Genomic DNA, 18,517 nt, shown 5'->3' with positions numbered 1-18,517 from the left:
TAGCGGGGTGGAGCAATGTCGAGACAAGATGAACAGCGGTTACTGGTGAAAATAGCCACGCTGTATTACACCGAAGGTATGAAGCAGTCCGAAATTGCGGAAAGCCTGCATTTATCCCAGTCATTTGTTTCCCGTGCGATCACCCGTTGCGTTAAAGAGGGGGTGGTTAAAATCAGCGTCATCCAGCCCCCTAATATGTTTATTGGCATCGAATCGCGCATTCAGAAACACTATGGAATCGACCAGGCCATCGTGGTCGATATCGCCGATGACGCCAGCTCTGCTCAGATAAAACAAGCTATCGGTTCCGCCGCAGCCCACTATATGCAAACCAGTATTCGTCCAAACGATATGGTGGGTATTTCTTCGTGGAGCAGCACAATTCGGGCAATGGTTGATAACCTTCATCCGCTTAACATCAAAACCAGCGGCGTCATTCAATTATTAGGCGGGGTTGGCCCCAACGGCAATGTGCAAGCCACATTGTTAACCCAGGCACTGGCAAATATTTTGAATTGCCCAGCTTACTTACTGCCCGCACAAAGTATTGAGCGTTCGACTGAAGATCGCACCCGTCTAATATCGAGTGGCGAAGTCGCTGATGTGGTGAATAAATTTGCTGAGGTTGATCTGGCGTTAGTTGGGATTGGCGATCTGGAACCCTCCCAACTATTGAAAAACTCCGGTAACTATTACCACGAAGAGATGCTTAAATTACTGGCTGATCGCGGTGCCGTGGGGGATTTGTGCCTGCATTATTTTGATGCTGCGGGGAACGCAGTACTTAGTGACGAAGAAGATCCGGTGATTGGTATGTCTTTACCACAATTACGGGCTTGCCCGCGAGTCGTCGCACTGGCCGGAGGGGTAGGGAAAAGTGCCGCCATTCGTGGTGCACTGACAGGTAACTATATTGATGTATTGATTACCGACAGAATTACCGCCGAGACATTACTGTAGCCATAGGTTTACTGAAATTCCAGGTTTACTGAAGCCCTGGATTTAACCGCGCCATCCCTGGTGCGGCATAATTTAAGCACTTAACGCCAACACGCTATTTCGCATGCCAATAGCAGTCAACACCCAGGTATTTACTGAATGCTTCTTGCAGCACTTTAGCTGTAGCCGAATGGTTCATCGCCACATGGTGCTCGAAACCATTATTACAGATATGTGTGAGTAAACTTTCCAGTTGCGGCACTTCTACAACTGCGCGGCACCCAACGGTATCCAACTCATCACTGACTGAACGCCCTTCCCCCACATAGGCTCGCACCTGCCCGGTGAAATCGTCTGATGAGAGGCGGAAATAGGTCAATGGGCCTGATTTCATGCGGCCATGAACCGCGCCACAGGTATTCTCACAACCCACAGTTGTTCCGATAATATCCGCAGTGCCCATAGTTGAGCTTTCTAAACTTTCACTGGCAAAGTTGCCGCAATGGAATAGCACGCATTTATCACGTTCTTCGCCAAAGTTATTATTCCAGTCAGCAATCGAGGCCGGTGCCAACGAACAACTCGCCAGGGCATACATCGATAATGCGCCCATCACATCCACTTCACAGGCACTTGGCATTAATTGCCCGGACATCACACTCATGATGGAGCAGACGTTAATTCCCAGATTCTGTTGTAATGAAGTCCAACACTGCATAGCGGTGGTATCAATATCATTGGCAATAATCCACTCACTGATAACCACAAACAGTTTTGCCATTTTGTGCAGTTTATCTTGTGGGATAGCACTGGTATCACCATTGGCTTTCAATAACGCCAGTTTTTCACCGACACGGATATCATTGTCACTGAGGTTAGCTACGCGGAAAAATACTTCAGATAGATCAAGGGTCTCAACGGTAATCCCCAAATTCTCTAATAACTTTTCACTATAACGCACGGTATTAAAGTTAGTTGGGCGCGCGCCAATAGCCCCAACTCTGACGCGTTTCATGGCATGTACCACACGGCACAGTTGTACAAACTGCTCTACGTCACGACTGAATATGTTACTGTTTAAGCTGCAAACATGTTGCTGGGTCAATGTGAAGGGAATGCCATATTGGCGCAAATTGTTGCAGAGCGAGATTTTACCGCAGAAGCTGTCACGCCGTGTCGCCAGCCCCATTTTGTCCAGTGCGTCTTCTTCTGCTTGCACCAGTACCGGCACTTTAAGGCCAGAGAGACGAATGGCATCGGAGACACTTTTTTCATCGCCAAAGTTAGGCAGAATGACCACCACACCATGAATTTCTTCACTGTGTTTACGGAATAATTCGGCACACACTTTGGCATCGCGCCAGTTTTCCACCCCACCCAGCGGCGTTTGCTCTTCATTCAGCATGATGATGTTGATCCCCAAGCGGTCAAACAGTGCCTGAGCATCGCGGCGTGCATCTGCAACCAAATAACTTGGGAAGAAACCCCGGTTGCCGATAATCACCGCGAAAGTTAACTTACGAGGTATTGCTGACATATGCTTACTCCTGGTTTGGGTTATTTCGGCTGAAAACGCGCACGCGCGATGGCCGTTTGCCAGAGGCTATAGTTATCTTGCATCTCCGCGCTTTGAACGCGCGGTTCGATGTATTCCACTTCACGGGGGAGTGCCGCCAGTTGCTGACTATCCTGCCACCAGCCCAAAGTTTTCCCCCCTAAATAAGCCGCCCCCAATGCCGACACTTCTGCGGTATGGTTGCGTATCAGGGTGCGCTGCAACAAATCGGCCTGAAATTGCATCAACCAGCGGTTACTGGTTGCGCCGCCATCCACCCGCAACCGTTCAAGGCGATGATGACCGGCCTGCTCCATGGCAAAAAAGACATCCGCTATTTGGTAGGCGACAGACTCCAACCCGGCACGGGCCAGAACTGCGGGCGTAGTTGCATCAGTGAGGCCGCAAAACAAACCGCGAGCTTGACTGTCCCAATAGGGTGCCCCCAAACCTGATAATGCCGGGACAAAATAGACGCCTTGATTACCCGGCTGGCTTTGCGCCATTTCAGTCAGACGAGCTAAGTCAGTCACCCCCAACATGCGCGAAACCCACGCTACACCGGAACCGGTATGCGTGATATTGCCTTCAAGGGCGTAACGTAATTCACCGTCATGCCAGGCAATCGTGGTGCTTAAGCCGAGACTCTGCGCACTGGCTTGTTTCACGGTGGTCATCAAAGATGAACCGGTGCCGTAGGTGGCTTTGATTTCGCCAGCACGGTCACCGCCCTGCCCATAGAGCGCGGCATGGGAATCACCAATTTGCGCCACAATCGGTATCCCCTGACCCAAGCCAGTGATACCCATATTGCCAGTGTGCCCGTGGACAGCCGCCGAAGGTAAAACCGCGGGCAGACAAAGACTGGGAATGCCAAATAGCGCCAACAGGTCTGGATCCCATTGACCAGAATGAATATTAAACAGTTGAGTTCGGGCAGCGTTGGAAAAATCAGTCGAGAAACTTTGGCCGCCACTGAGCTGCCAGGTGAGCCAGCAATCGATAGTGCCAACACATAATTCGCCGTGGGCCGCACGCTCGACACCCAGCGGAATTTCCGCCAACATGCCGTGAACTTTAGCCGCTGGGAATAAGGGATCAATCTGCAATCCGGTACGTTCGGCTATTATTGCCGCTTCCGGTAACTGACTCAGCGCCTGGCAGAATGCCTCCGAGCGCCGACACTGCCAACTGACCACTCGAGTCAGAGGTATTCCTGTCTTTCGCTCCCAGATAAGCACCGATTCGCGTTGATTACTGATAGCTATACCGGCAACCCGTACCCCTGCCAACTGGCTCAAACACCCTTCTATGGCTAAAGAAACTGCCTGCCAGATAGCCAGCGGATCTTGCTCCGCCCAGCCGGGCCTCGGATGCTCCAACAACAGCGGCACCGAGGCTTTCGCCAGAATTTGTCCAGCAGCATCCACCGCAATGGCTTTGGCGTTGGTGGTTCCTTCATCAATGGCCAAAATAATCGGCGTTGGCATGATTACTCTCCCCGGCAGAACCGCAAAGCACGAGCCACAATGCCTGCTGCATCAAAACCATGATAAGCCCGCATTTCTGCCCGGTCGGCCGCAATCGCATAACCGCCATCAGGAATACCGAGTCTCACCAATGGAATGCCACTGCCTGCTTCGGACAGCACTTCAGCCACCAGACTGCCCACACCGCCATTAATATTGTGCTCTTCGATGGTTATCACCCGTTGGCTGTTTTTGAGGATGGTTAACAGCTTTTGAGTATCACATGGGCGAATCGAAGAAACGTTGACCACCGCAGCAGAAACGTTGTTATCTGCCAGTATCGCAGCCGCGCTAACAGCTTCATGAACTGTAGAACCCATAGCTACCAGAGCAATATCCTGCCCTTCCTGCAAAATATCAATCTGGCCGGGAACAAACTGGTAGTGCTCATCATGCAGTGGCGGCAAAGATTTACCGTCGAGACGGATATAAACCGGCCCAATATGCGCCAGAGCATAATCAATTATCTGGCGGCACTCTTGCGGGTCGGAGGGGGCATAAATCTCAATATTGCCAAAGCCGCGTAGAATGGCGATATCGTCAATACAGTGGTGAGTACTCGCCAACGGCCCATAACTGGCTCCTGAGTTCAAACCAAACAGTTTTACATTGCTATTGTTGTAGCAAACATCGATTTTGAGCTGTTCGTTGGAGCGCGAAATCAGGAAGGGCGCGGCATTACAGGTTACTGCCACTTTTCCGCCCATGGATAACCCTACCGCCGTGCCCACCATCGCCTGCTCGGCAATCCCGACATTAACGACTCGGTCTGGGAAACGAGCTATAAACGGCCCAATTTTCGCTGTCGAAGTGGAGTCAGCGACAACAGGTATCAGATCAACCCCGTTCTCCACGGCTTTAATAAACTGCTCAACCATCACTGCGGCCAAATGTTCTGCATTACTCATCGCTCAATTCCTCCAGCGCCAGATCAATTTCAGCACCTTTCGGCACCCGGTGGTGCCACTCCACGCGCCCTTGAATAAAGGAGATACCGGCACCTTTTTCGGTGTTGGCAATCACCACGTTGGGTTTACCGTTCGCTTGTAATCCCTCCAATGTGTCCACCACTGATTGCATATCATTACCCTGACATTCAGTGACTTGTAGGCCAAATGCCTGCCACTTATCCGCTAGCGGATCGGTGTTCATAATGGATTTGGTAGTACCTGCCAGTTGGAGTTTATTTTTGTCGTTAATGATTATCAGGTTGTCTAACTGATAGTGAGCAGCCACTAACGCAGCTTCCCAGTTACTGCCTTCGGCCAGTTCACCATCACCGGTCAGTACAAATACCCGACGTTTGCTGTTAGCTCGTTTTGCTGCGAGTGCAATCCCCACAGCCACCGGTAAGCCGTGCCCCAAAGCACCGGTATTTAATTCAATACCTGGAGTTTTATGTTTGACGGGGTGCCCAGGGAGATGTGAGTTAGCGTGCTGATAAGTCGCCAACCACGCTTCGGGGAAATAACCCGCCTCGGCCAAACAGCAGTAATAACCGCCGACCGCATGCCCCTTAGACTGAACATAGATATCGCGCTCAGGATCGGTAAGTCGGTCTGGCGCACAATTGAGGATACGGAAATAGAGTGCAGTCAGAATCTCTACTTGTGAAAGATCAGCGCCGGTATGCCCCCCTGCGGGGCTGTTCGCATTAAGCAGGACGATGCGGCGACGGATGGCCCGTGCCTTTTTCACCAGCTCATCGACTGACAGTGAATACGGATTCATGACATTACCTCTCTTAAATTTTATCGATAACTGAATTTTTACTCATTACCGAATATTTATTCCTGATGGTGCTAAAAAATAGCTTTCATCAAGCCTGTCCGGAAATCGCCCTCCGGCGTGACATCTTCGTGTTCTGTCGCCAATATATTTCTGTAGCTAATCTGTTTATGTAGCTAATAGGCAGCCACAACCTGTTTTGCCTATTTTTATGCCTGTTCGCTCTTCCCAACTTGCGCCACCACAGTGGACTTTTGCGAGACAATCGCTGCCTTGTGCTGCATCCGGTTCTGCATCTGATCAATAATGACCGCCACTATAATCACGATACCTTTAATCACCATTTGCCAGAATTCGCTCACCCCCATCATGACTAAACCGTCAGCCAAAATGCCGATAACAAAGGCGCCAATCAGCGTACCGAGAATAGTGCCCCGGCCTCCGGCCAGAGAAGTCCCACCCAGTACCACGGCGGCAATGGCATTCATCTCAAAACCACTGCCGTTGGCTGGGTGGCTGGCCACCAACTGAGCGGAAACAATGATCCCGGCAATAGCGGCGCAGAAGCCCGATATGGTGTAGACCCACACTTTGACCTGCCGCACTTTAACGCCAGAAAGCTCTGCGGCTCGTTCGTTATCACCAATGGCATAAACATGGCGGCCAAAGGGCAGACGGCGGGCAACATAAGCAATAACCAGTGCCAGAATAAACATGATCCAGATGGCAATCGGCAAGCCCAGCAAGGTGCCAGACCCCAACAGGTCAAAGCCGGTATTACCCAGTTGTGGATTCCCTTGTAAGCCGGGGAAGGTTTCACCACCAGAAATCAGCATCGCCGCACCGCGCACCACATACATGGTGCCGAGGGTGCAGATAAACGGGGCAACGTTATAGCGGGTAATGATCCAACCATTAACCGCGCCAATCAGTGCTCCGATAACCAATACCACCGGAACTACCACCCAGACGCTCGGGAAGATCGCAATACCAAACATCGGTAAAACAATACCTTGAGTGATCATCCAACCCGCAATCATGCCGCACAGCCCCAAGGTTGCCCCGATAGAAAGGTCAATCCCTGCGGTGATAATGACAAAAGTAATACCCAACGCGAGGAAGGCATTGATCGCGATATGCTTGACCATAATGATCAGGCTACCGGTCGCCAAAAACCCCGGAACCATGACAGAGAAGAAACCCAGGATCAGGAACAGGGCAATAAAAGTGCGCATCTTGAGCAGAAGCAGCAGCATATTTTCCCGTGACCACGACGCTCCACCGGGCTGGTGACTCGCCAACGCAGTGCCAGTTGTTGCTTTCATCATTCAAACCCTTGTGCGCTTGCCGTAACCAATGCCGATTCATTGGCTGACTGACGGGAAACATTCGCGGTCAGCTTGCCGTTCGACATCACCAGAATGCGGTCTGATACCGCCATAATTTCTTTCAGATCTGAGGTGGAAAACAAAATGCCGATCCCCTGCTCAGAGAGTTTCACCATCATTTCAAACACATCCGCTTTCGCACCGACATCAATGCCCCGTGTCGGTTCATCCAGCAGCAAAATGTTCGGACTGGTCAGTAATGAGCGGCCAATGACGACTTTTTGCTGATTACCGCCACTGAGCGCCTGAATTTCCACTTCAGGTGAAGAGACTTTGATAGACAGGTCGCCAATCACCGAGGCTACCACCTGTGATTCACTCTCCTGCCAGATGGCGAAGCGGTGTTTCAACCGACGCCATAAGCTGGAAATGGTCAGGTTATTAGCCACCGATGACACCGGGAAAATGCCGGTTTTTTTGCGATCTTCCGGTACTAAACTCATGCCAAGGCGGATGCGCTCTGCGGTTGAGGTTTTGGCACTAATGGCGGTGCCATTGAGCCGAATGGTGCCGAGATAGCTCTGTTGCGTGCCCAGTAGGCATTCGAACAGTTCAGTGCGCCCAGCCCCCATCAGCCCATAAATACCGACGATTTCACCAGCACGCACTTGCAGCGAGACTTGATTCACCACGGTATTACCGGATTCATTGATTAAAGTGACGTTATCGACTTCCATCATTGGTGCACCGAAAGTCCGGTCGGGATGAAGGAAGCTGGAAACCGGATCACTACCCAGCATTTCACGCACAATCCACGGCACATCAATATCTTTGACGGCAGCTTCCGCCTGGAAACGGCCATCGCGCAGGATAGTGATATAGTCGCCAATGGCCATCAACTCTTCCAATCGATGCGAAATGTAGACGATAGAAACGCCCTGACGCGTCAGTTCACGAATCACCCGGAACAAAATATCGACTTCAGTTTTGCTCAGCGCCGAAGTTGGCTCATCCAAAATCAAAATATCTGCCTGCTCAGCCAGAGCCTTAGCAATTTCAATCAATTGCTGCTGGCCGACTTTCAGATTCGACACCATTTCTTTGGGTGAAATAGCCTGATCAAGACGTACCATCAGTTGTTCGGCGATCAATTCCTGCGCCGCCTGGTTGATCGGCTTCAAACCTTGCTGAATCTCGCGTCCCAGAAAGATGTTTTCCGCAACATTAAGATTTTCTGACAAATTCAGTTCTTGATGCACCATGCCGATACCCAATGCTGCCGCTTCACGGGTATTGGCAATGGTTACCGGCTGTTCGTTGAGGTAAATCTGGCCGGAAGTTTGTTGCTGCACCCCCGCCAGAATCTTCATCAGAGTGGATTTTCCCGCGCCATTTTCACCAATAATCACATTCACTTTGCCGCGATATACATGGTAACTGACGGCATCTAACGCCAATGTACCGGGAAATCGCATCGAAATGTCCTCAGCACGCATGACGATGTCAGGTCGATGGTCCATTAGTGGCTCTCCTTATTCAAACTGAGCGGCACCGCATTGCTCAAGCCGGTGGGAGCCACTGTTACCGCAGCTAATACTTCAACTTGCTGGCCGACCCAACTGGCATCGGGTTTGGTCACATCCTGTAAAGCGCGTTTGCTTAATGCCTTGGAGAGCTGGGCATATTGCACCTGATTTTTAAAATCTTCGAAGCGGATAAAGGTCGATGCGTCACGAATAGCATTGCCCTTGACGATAGGCCCCAATTGCAACACTTGCTCATCGCCCTCGACTGCCACTCTTATTGCCCCTTCCCGCCCTTCTGTTTCTACCGCCACCACTTTGCCGTTGAAGCGAACAAAATGACTTTGGCTATTTTTCCCTGTTGCTGGCTGATTCTGTTGTTTCACTTGCTGCCAACTGAGCGCGTTGCTATTGGCAAATGGCATCACTTTGCTCACCCAAATGGTGGAGGCGACTTTGTCCGGTGGTTGGTTATAGTCACTGACGACTGCATTCGGATCGACCGGCAGAATCGGCTTGCCGTTTTCATCCAAATCCACCACGGTGCAAGCTACCAACACAGTGCTGATAACTAACAAACCGCCCGCTTTCGATAGGGCACTGAACCACATACTGCCTCCTGTCAGGAGGGGCTGGTGCGCCCCTCATTGCCTTTTAAATGCGCGTGTTAGCAAACCTTGCTTAAGGCGTTACTCTTTCAGCGCAAAGACATTCAGGTTTTTGGCATTGTTTTCATCAATCAATACGCAGTCCATCAACTGTTTTTCTTCTTGCCCGGTGGAACCGGTTTTCAGATATTTATCAGCTTGAACCACCGCCATCTGGGCTTGTGCCCAACCTGGCTGAAGTACGGTGGCTTTGATATTACCTTTATTGATGATGGAGTCGCGAACATAGTCGCTACCGTCAAATCCGACCACAATCACATCATTGCGCCCTGCTGCTTTTAATGCGGCTTCAGCGCCTAACGCCATAGTGTCGTTACCCGAAATCACCCCGGTAATATCCGGGTTAGCCTGCAAAATGGACTCCATACGGTTGAAGGCTTCAGTCTGGCTCCAGTTTGCAGTCTGTTGGGCGACCATCTTCATGTCGCTATGTTCGTCGATCACGTCGTGATAACCCTGTGAACGCACGTGTGCGTTGGTATCTGATTCACGCCCCAGTAATTCAACATACTTGCCTTTGCCCCCCATCAGGACGACAAATTTCTCAGCACCGAGCTGTGCCCCCTGATAGTTGTTGGACACGATTTGTGAAACGGCAATGCCGGTCTCATTGATTTCGCGGTCAATCAGGAAGGTGGGAATACCTGCGGCTTTGGCTTTTTTCAACGGCCCGATAGTGGCATCCGATCCGGCATTATCCAGAATGATCGCTTTGGCTTTACGGGCGATAGCGGTTTCCAGTAGTTGGTTCTGTTTGTTCACATCATCGTCATGAGACGCCACCAATACGGTGTATCCCAGCTCCGTCGCTTTAGCTTTGGCACCTTCGGCTTCCGCCTTGAAAAACGGGTTATCGTGGGATGGGGTGATAATGGCGATCAGGCCGTTACTGGCAGCACCAGCAATACCCGCCATTGAGATCAATGCTGCGGTAAGACAGGATTTCAGTAGGGTATTTTTCATTATTTTTCTCCGCATTGAATATATATTCACTATTAAATTTATATTCAATGTAATAATACAAACGCCCCACGGCTTGTCCAATATGAGAGCAAGGAAAGTAGAAGCCGGTCACAAATTAGTCGATTGGGAGAGCGAGGGTATCAAGTGAAGTTCTGACTCAAGAGAGGAAACCACAGTAAAAATGAATTGATTATCTCACCATAGAATGTATAAAATTTTATACACACATCAAGGAGTGATGAATGGCTGGCAAAATAATTGATTGGCGTGGCAGTTCGCTAGAGGATTTGAAGACTTTTCCGGAAAGTGCTCGCATAGTTGCAGGAAGGCAACTACGAAATATTCAACATGGCCTGGAACCTAACGATTTCAAACTCATAAATAATTGGGGAGCTGGCGTTATTGAAATACGTTTGGATGATCATTCAAACGCTTATCGCGTAGTATATATTGCTAAATTTGAAAGAAAAATTTACGTATTGCATAGTTTTCAGAAAAAAACACAAAGGACTAGCCAGAAAGACGTCAGCATTATTAAAACGCGTTACAAAGACGTTATTCACGAGCGGAGAACAGAAAATGACAGATAAAATTGATACAGCATCACGTCACATAACTACCGCAGAAGATAATATTTTTAGTGATTTAGGGTTTTCTGATGCTCAGGCCAGCCAACTATTAGCAGAATCAAATGCAGAGATTGAACAAGCTTTGGTAATGAAAAAAGCACTGATGACGTCGATTGCCAGTTGGATTAAATCAGAAGGGATACGGCAAGTGGACGCGGCCACATTACTGCACGTATCGCGTCCGAGAATATCAGATGTCGTTAATCAAAAAACAGAGAAATTCACTCTTGATTCACTGGTTAGCATGGCCGGTAATATTGGTAAAAAAGTCACACTTATCATTGAATAAAAGACGAGATTCTTGTTTAGCGATATAACTCAGCCATTGGCGGTCGGCCAGTGTCCCACCATCATCCTGCCTGTACCATCGATAAGTGCGGAAAATGAGATCCACCCTTTATAAAGAGGGTGGAGCCATCGCCTCGCAGCGACAATCTATAGTAAAATTCTTGTTAAAGTCATATCCCCAAAGAGATTGGAGCTGCAGGTAGGCGGCAAGTAAATGAATCCCGATGAGCTTACTCAAGTAAGTGATTCGGGTGAGTGAGCGCCGCTAACACCGCTGCAGCTTCAAGCTCGAAGGGGAAACAAAAAATATCGGCTTGGTTCTTCTATCGATTGTTTCTGTTATCGAACACTTTCGCTAACTGATGTTGAATGTGAGAAAAATATGTCAAACAAACCGTTCCACTATCAGGATCCCTTCCCGTTAAAGGAAGACGATACTGAGTATTACCTTGTCAGTAATAATCATGTTTCGGTCGCACAGTTTGAAGGTCACGACATTCTAAAAGTCGAACCTGAAGCCCTGACCCTCCTCGCCCAACATGCTTTCCACGATGCCTCGTTCCTGCTCCGCCCCGCTCACCAAAAACAAGTTGCTGCCATTTTGGATGACCCGGAAGCCAGCGAAAACGATAAGTATGTTGCCCTGCAATTCCTGCGCAATTCTGAAATCTCAGCCAAAGGGATTTTACCGACCTGTCAGGATACCGGCACTGCTATTATCGTGGGTAAAAAAGGCCAGCGCGTCTGGACCGGCGGGAATGATGCCGAAGCCCTGTCACGCGGTGTGTATAACACGTTCATTGAAGACAATCTGCGCTACTCACAAAACGCGGCGCTGGATATGTACCAAGAAGTGAATACCGGCACCAACCTGCCAGCGCAAATCGACCTGTACAGCACTGAGGGTGAAGATTATAAATTCTTATTCGTCACCAAAGGTGGCGGCTCAGCCAACAAAACCTATCTGTATCAGGAAACCAAAGCTCTGCTCTCTCCGGGTAAGTTGAAAGACTATCTGGTTGAGAAAATGCGTACTTTGGGTACGGCTGCCTGCCCGCCGTACCATATCGCCTTTGTTATCGGCGGCACCTCGGCTGAAAGCACGCTCAAAACCGTGAAACTGGCCTCCACCAAGTATTACGATGGTCTGCCAACTGAAGGCAATGAGCACGGGCAAGCATTCCGTGATATCCAACTGGAGCAAGAACTGCTGGAAGCCGCACAGGATTTAGGTCTGGGCGCGCAATTTGGCGGTAAATACTTTGCTCATGATGTGCGGGTGGTGCGTTTGCCGCGTCACGGAGCCTCCTGCCCAGTCGGCATGGGGGTTTCCTGCTCTGCTGACCGGAATATCAAAGGTAAAATTAACCGCAAAGGTATCTGGTTGGAGAAATTGGAGCAAAACCCAGGAAAATATATCCCTGAGCACCTGCGCCATAGCACCGAAGGCAAAGTGGTTAAAATCGATCTTAACCGCCCGATGACCGATATCTTAAAAGAGCTGTCACAGTATCCGGTATCAACCCGCCTGTCGCTGACCGGCACCATTATTGTTGGCCGTGATATTGCTCATGCCAAATTAAAAGAACGGCTGGATAACGGCGAAGGTTTACCGCAATACATTAAAGATCATCCGATCTACTACGCAGGGCCAGCGAAAACCCCGGAAGGTTATGCTTCTGGTTCACTTGGCCCCACCACCGCAGGGCGCATGGATTCTTATGTTGATCTGCTGCAATCCCACGGCGGCAGCATGATCATGCTGGCAAAAGGCAACCGCAGCCAGCAAGTCACCGATGCTTGCCACAAGCACGGCGGCTTCTATCTGGGCAGCATTGGCGGCCCCGCAGCCGTCCTGGCGCAAAACAGTATCAAGAGTTTGGAATGTGTGGAGTACCCTGAGCTGGGTATGGAAGCCATCTGGAAAATTGAAGTCGAAGATTTCCCAGCCTTTATTCTGGTAGATGATAAAGGCAACGATTTCTTCCAACAGATCCAGGCATCAAAATGTAACCGCTGCGGTTAATATCGCAATCCGACCTCGGTAATTTTGCCGAGGTCGGATCGATTACAGGTAACAGATAAAAAGCAGATAAATATTTGAATATTTTTTAAGCACTCCACTGGTGCAATTTATTAACCTCCACTCCCCTATTCCACACCCCCATCCTTGATAATTTCACCGCATTACGCCTCTTCACTCGCAGTTAGCGCTTGCGGATGAATGAGCCATTTTCGTGCAACCGAAAGCCCTGATTTAGTGCAACGAGTTTCAATTTTACTATTTGATTTTTATTGAAAATTCTTCGTTGACAATAACTCTAAATGCTTTTTATAGTGACCCTGACTTCTCCGCAAGAACGCCAACGTTGTCGGCTTGTGGTTATGGCAATAGAGCCCTCGCAATGTCATCTGACTTTGCCGGGCTTTTTTTTTGGCTTTTTTTCAGACTCACTTTTTTAACCAATGCCAGGGGTACTTATGTCAGGAATAAAATGGTCCAAAATTAAGTGTCATCACACCACACTCTCCATCGCGCTGGCCGCGGCATTTGTCATGACCTACTCAGGAATGACGATGGCGGCAGAGAAACCGGTAAAAATTGGTTTGTTGGAAGATGCATCCGGTAATTTTGCTCTACCAGTTATCCCCAAAATTCATGCCACAGAACTTGCTGTAGAAGAGATTAATGCCAAAGGCGGCATACTCGGACGCCCAATCGAGTTGGTCAAATACGATACGCAATCCGATAACACCCGCTTCCAACAAATGGCTCGTCGCTTAATTAAAAATGACAAAGTGGATGTGATCTTCGGGGCGTTTTCCAGTGCCTCACGCGAAGCTATCCGCCCAATAATGGATCGCGAAAAACAACTCTATTGGTATAACAATCAGTATGAAGGCGGCGTGTGTGACTCCAATGTTTTCGTCACCGGTGCAGTGCCTGAACAGCAGTTCTCAACCTTGATCCCGTGGATGATGGAGAAGTACGGCAAAAAAGTTTATACCATTGCCGCTGACTATAATTTCGGTCAAATCTCAGCCGAGTGGGTACGCAAAATTGTGGAAGAAAATGGCGGCACTATGGTCGGTGAGGAGTTTATCCCGCTAAGTGTCTCGCAATTTGGCCAAACCATTCAAAACATCCAGAAAGCCAAACCTGATTTCGTCATGACTTTGTTGGTCGGAGCCAACCAATCCTCCTATTACGAGCAGCAAGCCGCGGCAAAACTGAATTTGCCAATGGGTAGCTCCGTTAACGTCGGCCAGGCTTATGAGCACAAGCGCTTTAAAGCTCCGGCGCTGAAAGATATGTATATCACCGCTAACTACATTGAAGAGGTAGATAGCCCTGCCAGTAATGATTTCAAACAGCGTTTCCACGCCAAATTCCCGAATGAGCCTTACATTAATCAGGAAGCGGCCAATGCCTATGACGCGGTTTATCTGTACAAAGCTGCGGTAGAAAAAGCGGGCAGCACCGATATGGATGCTGTGCGTAAGTCACTGGAAAGCGGTGATATCTGTACTGACGGCCCTTCTGGGAAAGTCTGTATCGATCCGAAAAGCCATCATTTGAGTCATACCATCTATCTGGCTCATGTGAAGGACGACCACTCGATCGAGATCCCGAAAGTGTGGGCCGATATCAAACCGTATTGGTTGGGTGAAGCCGGTTGTAACTTGCCAGTGAAACCGGATAACAGTCAATACACGCCATCATCTCCGCCGAAAAAGGCCTGATTCAGTAGACCGATAACAAAGTTGATAAGCGGAGAAATGTGCCGAATGGGTCGTAGCGGCGTGCGCCGCCGGAGCGCCCATCGGTGCAGTCGCTCCGCCAATCTCCAAGCGTTAAAAGGTCTACCTGCGACAGTCAGACCATTTTATAGGGAAGTCACCGCTTGAGCGGGCTTCCCTGTGTTATCCATTTTCAATTGTGTCAATCAGGACACCAGGGATTGCCAAACGATGTTAACGCTATCCTTTCTCTATTCGGTGATTTATCAGTTTGGCGATAACTTCGCCTATCTGGTGCTGGCAGCACTAGGGCTGGCGGTTATTTTTGGCATGATGGGGGTTATCAATCTGGCACACGGCGAATTCATTATGTGTGGAGCTTATGTCACCATTTTAATGAATAAAGCTGGCCTGCCACTCCCCTTCGCCATGCTGGCCGGTAGCCTGGCGGCGGCATTCTTCGGCGGCGTCGTCGAGCGACTGGTCGTCCGTCATCTCTATGGTCGCTTATATGATTCGGTGGTGGCGACCTGGGCTATCAGCTTGATTGTGCAACAAAGTATGTTGCTGATCGCTGGCCCGTCACTGGAGGGGTTGTCCACGCCTTTCGGCTCTTTCACCCTCGGCGAATACTCTTTTGCCACCTACCGTGCATTACTGCCCTTCTTCGCCATTGCCATCTTGATGGTGCTCTATTGGCTGTTTTTCCACACCAATTACGGCGTCTGCGCCAGAGCTACCATTCAAAATGCCCGCATGGCTTCCTGTTTGGGCCTGGAAACTGATCGTATTTATACCCTGACATTCGCGCTGGGTGCAGGACTGGCGGGATTAGCCGGGGCCATTTATGCCCCGACCCTCACCGCCGTTCCCACCATGGGCAGCAGTTTTATTGTTCAGGCTTTTGTTTCGGTGGTCGTTGGTGGCGCAAATGTCCTTGTTGGCACCATTCCTGCAGCGATTGCATTAGGCGCAATACAAACCGGGCTGAATTCCTGGTATGGGCAGTTGGCCGGGCAAATTGGCTTACTGGTCACCGCCGTATTGGTTATCCGCCTATTGCCAAACGGTGTTGGCAGTCTGTTTACCCGTAACCGCTAGGAGCTGCATGTGACAACGACTTCTCTTAATTTATCGGCGGCAAAACAACGCTCGCCATCGACAACCCGGCTAGCCGCATTGCTCATTCTGGCGGGCGCACTCGCGCTGCCATTGGTGGTCGATAGCGCGATGATCGGCGACTTTTCCTACTTCCTGCTATGGACCTTCTGTGCCATCGGATTAGCAGCAATGTGGGGGCATGGTGGCATTTTATCTTTCGGGCAGACCGCGTTCTTTGGTCTTGCCGGTTACACCTACGGCGTGATGACGCTGAACTTCGGCGACGGGGTACTCTCCACCTGGTCGGGCTTGATTATGGCACTGCTGGTGGCGGCGGCTGTCGCGGCGGCGCTGGGTTATCTGATGTTTTACGGCGGCGTGACCGGCATTTTTATCGGCATTGTTACCTTGTCTTTCACTCTGGTATTGGAAACCTTTATGTCGCAGACCGCAGGCCCACAATGGGCAATCGGTAGCGCGCGACTGAATGGGTTTAATGGCATGTCAGGTATGCCACCGCTCTCTTTACCGTGGTTCGGCGGCGAATTACTGACTCTGGAAGGTAATGCCTTTTATTACCTGATTATCCTGTTACTCGCGGGAGTTTACTGGGCTGTGCGGCGGCTATTGCGCTCTAATTTTGGCCTGACTCTGGCCTCTATTCGTGAGAATCCGCGTCGGGCAGAGATGCTCGGTATTGATATTCGCCGCTACCAATTGCTGGTGTTCGTGCTCGGCGGCGTGCTCTCCGGTTTATCCGGCGCGCTGTATACCTTGTGGGGTTCATATATAACGCCATCTTCCATGGGGCTAACCGCCGCCGCTATGCCGGTTATCTGGGTGGCGACCGCCGGGCGTAAAAACATCTTTGGCACCGTGGTTATCACCGCCCTGCTGGTGTGGTTATCCCAATGGTTGGCTATCTATGGCAGCGAATACGCCATGATCCTGCTCGGCGCTATCTTGTTGTTCGTGGTACTGGCCGCCCCGAATGGCTTATTGCCCTGGCTGGCAGAAAGAATCACCCGCTGGTCGAAAAAAGGGGAATCGCTATGAATCAGGCAGCTCAAGATCTGATCCTCGAAACCCGTGGGCTAAGCAAGCGCTTTGGCGGTATTCAGGTTATCAATCAAGTTGATTTGCAAATCCGTCGCGGTGAAGTGCGTTGCGTCATTGGCCCGAACGGTGCGGGTAAAAGTACCTTTTTCAAATTGCTGACCGGCGAACATACGCCAAGCGAGGGGGATATCCGCTTCTTCAATCGGCGGCTGAATACTTTAGCCCCCTTCCAGCGCATCCGCATGGGTATGAGTATTAAGTTTCAGATTCCCGGCATCTTCCCTGAACTGACCGTCGAGCAGCATTTGCAGTTGTCACTCAGTCATTTACGCCCAGAGGTTAGCTCGCAAGCGGTTAGCGTCGATGAGCTATTAGAGCGCTTTAAGCTCAGCGCCGAATACCACCAGCTGGCAGGAAACTTATCCCACGGCAAGAAACAGTGGCTGGAAATTGCTATGGCGGTGTCGCTGCAACCCACGCTGTTAATGCTTGATGAACCGGTAGCAGGCTTATCTATCGATGAAACTTATCTCACCGGCGAGCTTATCAAGCAGATGCAAGCTGATGGTCTGACATTGATGGTGGTGGAACACGACATGACATTCGTGCGGCAGATTGCCTCGCAGGTCACCGTCCTCCACGGCGGGCAAGTTTTTGCCGACGGCAATGCCGCCGAGGTGCTGGCGCGTGAGGATGTAGCAGATATCTATTTGGGGAAAGCAGTATGAATAACGTGGTTTTACAAATAGAGGGGCTAACCGGTGGGTATGGCGGTGGACAGGTGCTTAATGGCGTCACTCTGCAACTGCACGCGGCGGAAGTATTGGGGTTAATTGGCCGCAATGGGGTGGGGAAAACCACCTTAATGCGAACCTTGATTGGCGCAGTTCCGGCGAAACAAGGCCACATTTTATTGGGCGAAATTGATATCACCCAAGCCTCCCCGCAGCGCCGCGCACGACTGGGGATTGGTTACGTCCCGCAAGGACGAGAGGTATTCGCGGGCCTAACGGTGGCGGAGAACCTGCAAGTTGGGATGCAATTTGTTCGTGAACACCGCGAGTTTGCTAAAGACTTACTTGAACGGGTACTGGATTACTTCCCGATCTTGCGCCAAAGGCTCAAACAAAAAGCCGGCACCATGAGTGGTGGCGAACAACAACAGTTGGCTATCGCCAGAGCCTTGGTTGGCTCGCCAAAAGTATTACTACTGGATGAACCTTCTGAAGGTGTTCAGCCCTCCATCGTCAATATTATTGCCGATACCCTGGTGCGCATTGCCCGCGAGCTTCATGTCGCGGTGATTCTGGTTGAACAGGATATCGCCATGATCCAGCGAGCTGCACAACGTTGTGCGGTGATGGATAAAGGCCAGGTAGTAGAAATCCTTTCACAACAACAACTTTCTGATGATCTTTTAATGCGCCGTCATCTGGCTTTGTAACCGGATGCCCTTATAACGTGGA

Annotated in this window: 17 protein-coding genes; 9 read left to right on the top strand and 8 right to left on the bottom strand. The window is 50.2% G+C overall.

Annotated elements, in window-relative coordinates; genetic code table 11:
* The first annotated feature begins 15 nt into the window (after positions 1–15).
* Entirely contained in the window at positions 16–960 is a 945-nt protein-coding gene (locus FTB31_RS11605; protein WP_077174165.1) for a sugar-binding transcriptional regulator, read from the top strand.
* 94 nt (positions 961–1,054) lie between these two features.
* Here the strand turns inward: FTB31_RS11605 and FTB31_RS11600 are convergent, their stop codons facing one another.
* The 8 genes from FTB31_RS11600 to FTB31_RS11565 form a co-directional block, all read right to left on the bottom strand.
* Positions 1,055–2,476, bottom strand: coding sequence for an L-fucose/L-arabinose isomerase family protein (locus FTB31_RS11600; protein WP_227731397.1), 1,422 nt, complete (start codon positions 2,474–2,476; stop codon positions 1,055–1,057).
* A gap of 20 nt (positions 2,477–2,496) precedes the next feature.
* Entirely contained in the window at positions 2,497–3,984 is a 1,488-nt protein-coding gene (locus FTB31_RS11595; protein WP_050076075.1) for an FGGY family carbohydrate kinase, read from the bottom strand.
* Between the two features lie 2 nt (positions 3,985–3,986).
* Positions 3,987–4,931: a transketolase family protein gene (locus tag FTB31_RS11590; protein ID WP_050076073.1), complete on the bottom strand. Its 945-nt coding sequence runs from the start codon at positions 4,929–4,931 to the stop codon at positions 3,987–3,989.
* Complete coding sequence (locus FTB31_RS11585) at positions 4,924–5,754, bottom strand: transketolase (protein WP_050076072.1); 831 nt, start codon at positions 5,752–5,754, stop codon at positions 4,924–4,926. Before FTB31_RS11585 ends, FTB31_RS11590 begins: the two co-directional genes overlap by 8 nt.
* 206 nt (positions 5,755–5,960) lie before the next feature.
* Positions 5,961–7,076, bottom strand: coding sequence for an ABC transporter permease (locus tag FTB31_RS11580; RefSeq protein WP_050076066.1), 1,116 nt, complete (start codon positions 7,074–7,076; stop codon positions 5,961–5,963).
* A complete protein-coding gene (locus tag FTB31_RS11575) occupies positions 7,076–8,599 on the bottom strand; it encodes a sugar ABC transporter ATP-binding protein (protein ID WP_019080369.1) in 1,524 nt (507 codons plus the stop codon). The genes FTB31_RS11580 and FTB31_RS11575 overlap by 1 nt, the downstream gene beginning before the upstream one ends.
* A complete protein-coding gene (locus FTB31_RS11570; RefSeq protein ID WP_050076064.1) occupies positions 8,599–9,213 on the bottom strand; it encodes a DUF2291 family protein in 615 nt (204 codons plus the stop codon). The genes FTB31_RS11575 and FTB31_RS11570 overlap by 1 nt, the downstream gene beginning before the upstream one ends.
* Before the next feature lie 78 nt (positions 9,214–9,291).
* On the bottom strand, positions 9,292–10,233 hold the full coding sequence (locus FTB31_RS11565) for a D-ribose ABC transporter substrate-binding protein (protein WP_227731396.1): 942 nt from the start codon (positions 10,231–10,233) through the stop codon (positions 9,292–9,294).
* Positions 10,234–10,475: 242 nt separating this feature from the next.
* Between FTB31_RS11565 and FTB31_RS11560 the strand changes: the two genes are divergently transcribed.
* The 8 genes from FTB31_RS11560 (at position 10,476) to FTB31_RS11525 (ending at position 18,495) form a co-directional block, all read left to right on the top strand.
* Positions 10,476–10,823, top strand: coding sequence for a type II toxin-antitoxin system RelE/ParE family toxin (locus tag FTB31_RS11560; protein WP_227731395.1), 348 nt, complete (start codon positions 10,476–10,478; stop codon positions 10,821–10,823).
* Positions 10,813–11,151, top strand: a complete 339-nt coding sequence (locus FTB31_RS11555; protein ID WP_227731394.1) for a helix-turn-helix domain-containing protein — start codon at positions 10,813–10,815, stop codon at positions 11,149–11,151. The genes FTB31_RS11560 and FTB31_RS11555 overlap by 11 nt, the downstream gene beginning before the upstream one ends.
* Before the next feature lie 381 nt (positions 11,152–11,532).
* A complete protein-coding gene (fumA, locus tag FTB31_RS11550) occupies positions 11,533–13,176 on the top strand; it encodes a class I fumarate hydratase FumA (RefSeq protein WP_050076058.1) in 1,644 nt (547 codons plus the stop codon).
* A gap of 551 nt (positions 13,177–13,727) precedes the next feature.
* The gene (locus FTB31_RS11545) at positions 13,728–14,894 is read left to right on the top strand and encodes an urea ABC transporter substrate-binding protein (RefSeq protein ID WP_019080392.1); all 1,167 of its coding nucleotides are present in this window, start codon (positions 13,728–13,730) and stop codon (positions 14,892–14,894) included.
* A 228-nt stretch (positions 14,895–15,122) separates the two neighbouring features.
* Positions 15,123–15,992, top strand: coding sequence for an ABC transporter permease subunit (locus tag FTB31_RS11540; RefSeq protein WP_019080393.1), 870 nt, complete (start codon positions 15,123–15,125; stop codon positions 15,990–15,992).
* A gap of 9 nt (positions 15,993–16,001) precedes the next feature.
* Entirely contained in the window at positions 16,002–17,048 is a 1,047-nt protein-coding gene (locus tag FTB31_RS11535; RefSeq protein WP_050076056.1) for an ABC transporter permease subunit, read from the top strand.
* On the top strand, positions 17,045–17,779 hold the full coding sequence (locus FTB31_RS11530; RefSeq protein WP_077293240.1) for an ABC transporter ATP-binding protein: 735 nt from the start codon (positions 17,045–17,047) through the stop codon (positions 17,777–17,779). Before FTB31_RS11535 ends, FTB31_RS11530 begins: the two co-directional genes overlap by 4 nt.
* The gene (locus FTB31_RS11525) at positions 17,776–18,495 is read left to right on the top strand and encodes an ABC transporter ATP-binding protein (RefSeq protein ID WP_077174168.1); all 720 of its coding nucleotides are present in this window, start codon (positions 17,776–17,778) and stop codon (positions 18,493–18,495) included. The genes FTB31_RS11530 and FTB31_RS11525 overlap by 4 nt, the downstream gene beginning before the upstream one ends.
* The last annotated feature ends 22 nt before the right edge of the window (positions 18,496–18,517 follow it).

It is taken from the genome of Yersinia proxima (assembly GCF_902170785.1).
Classification (GTDB): domain Bacteria; phylum Pseudomonadota; class Gammaproteobacteria; order Enterobacterales; family Enterobacteriaceae; genus Yersinia; species Yersinia proxima.
This window is presented reverse-complemented; position numbering and strand designations above follow the sequence as displayed.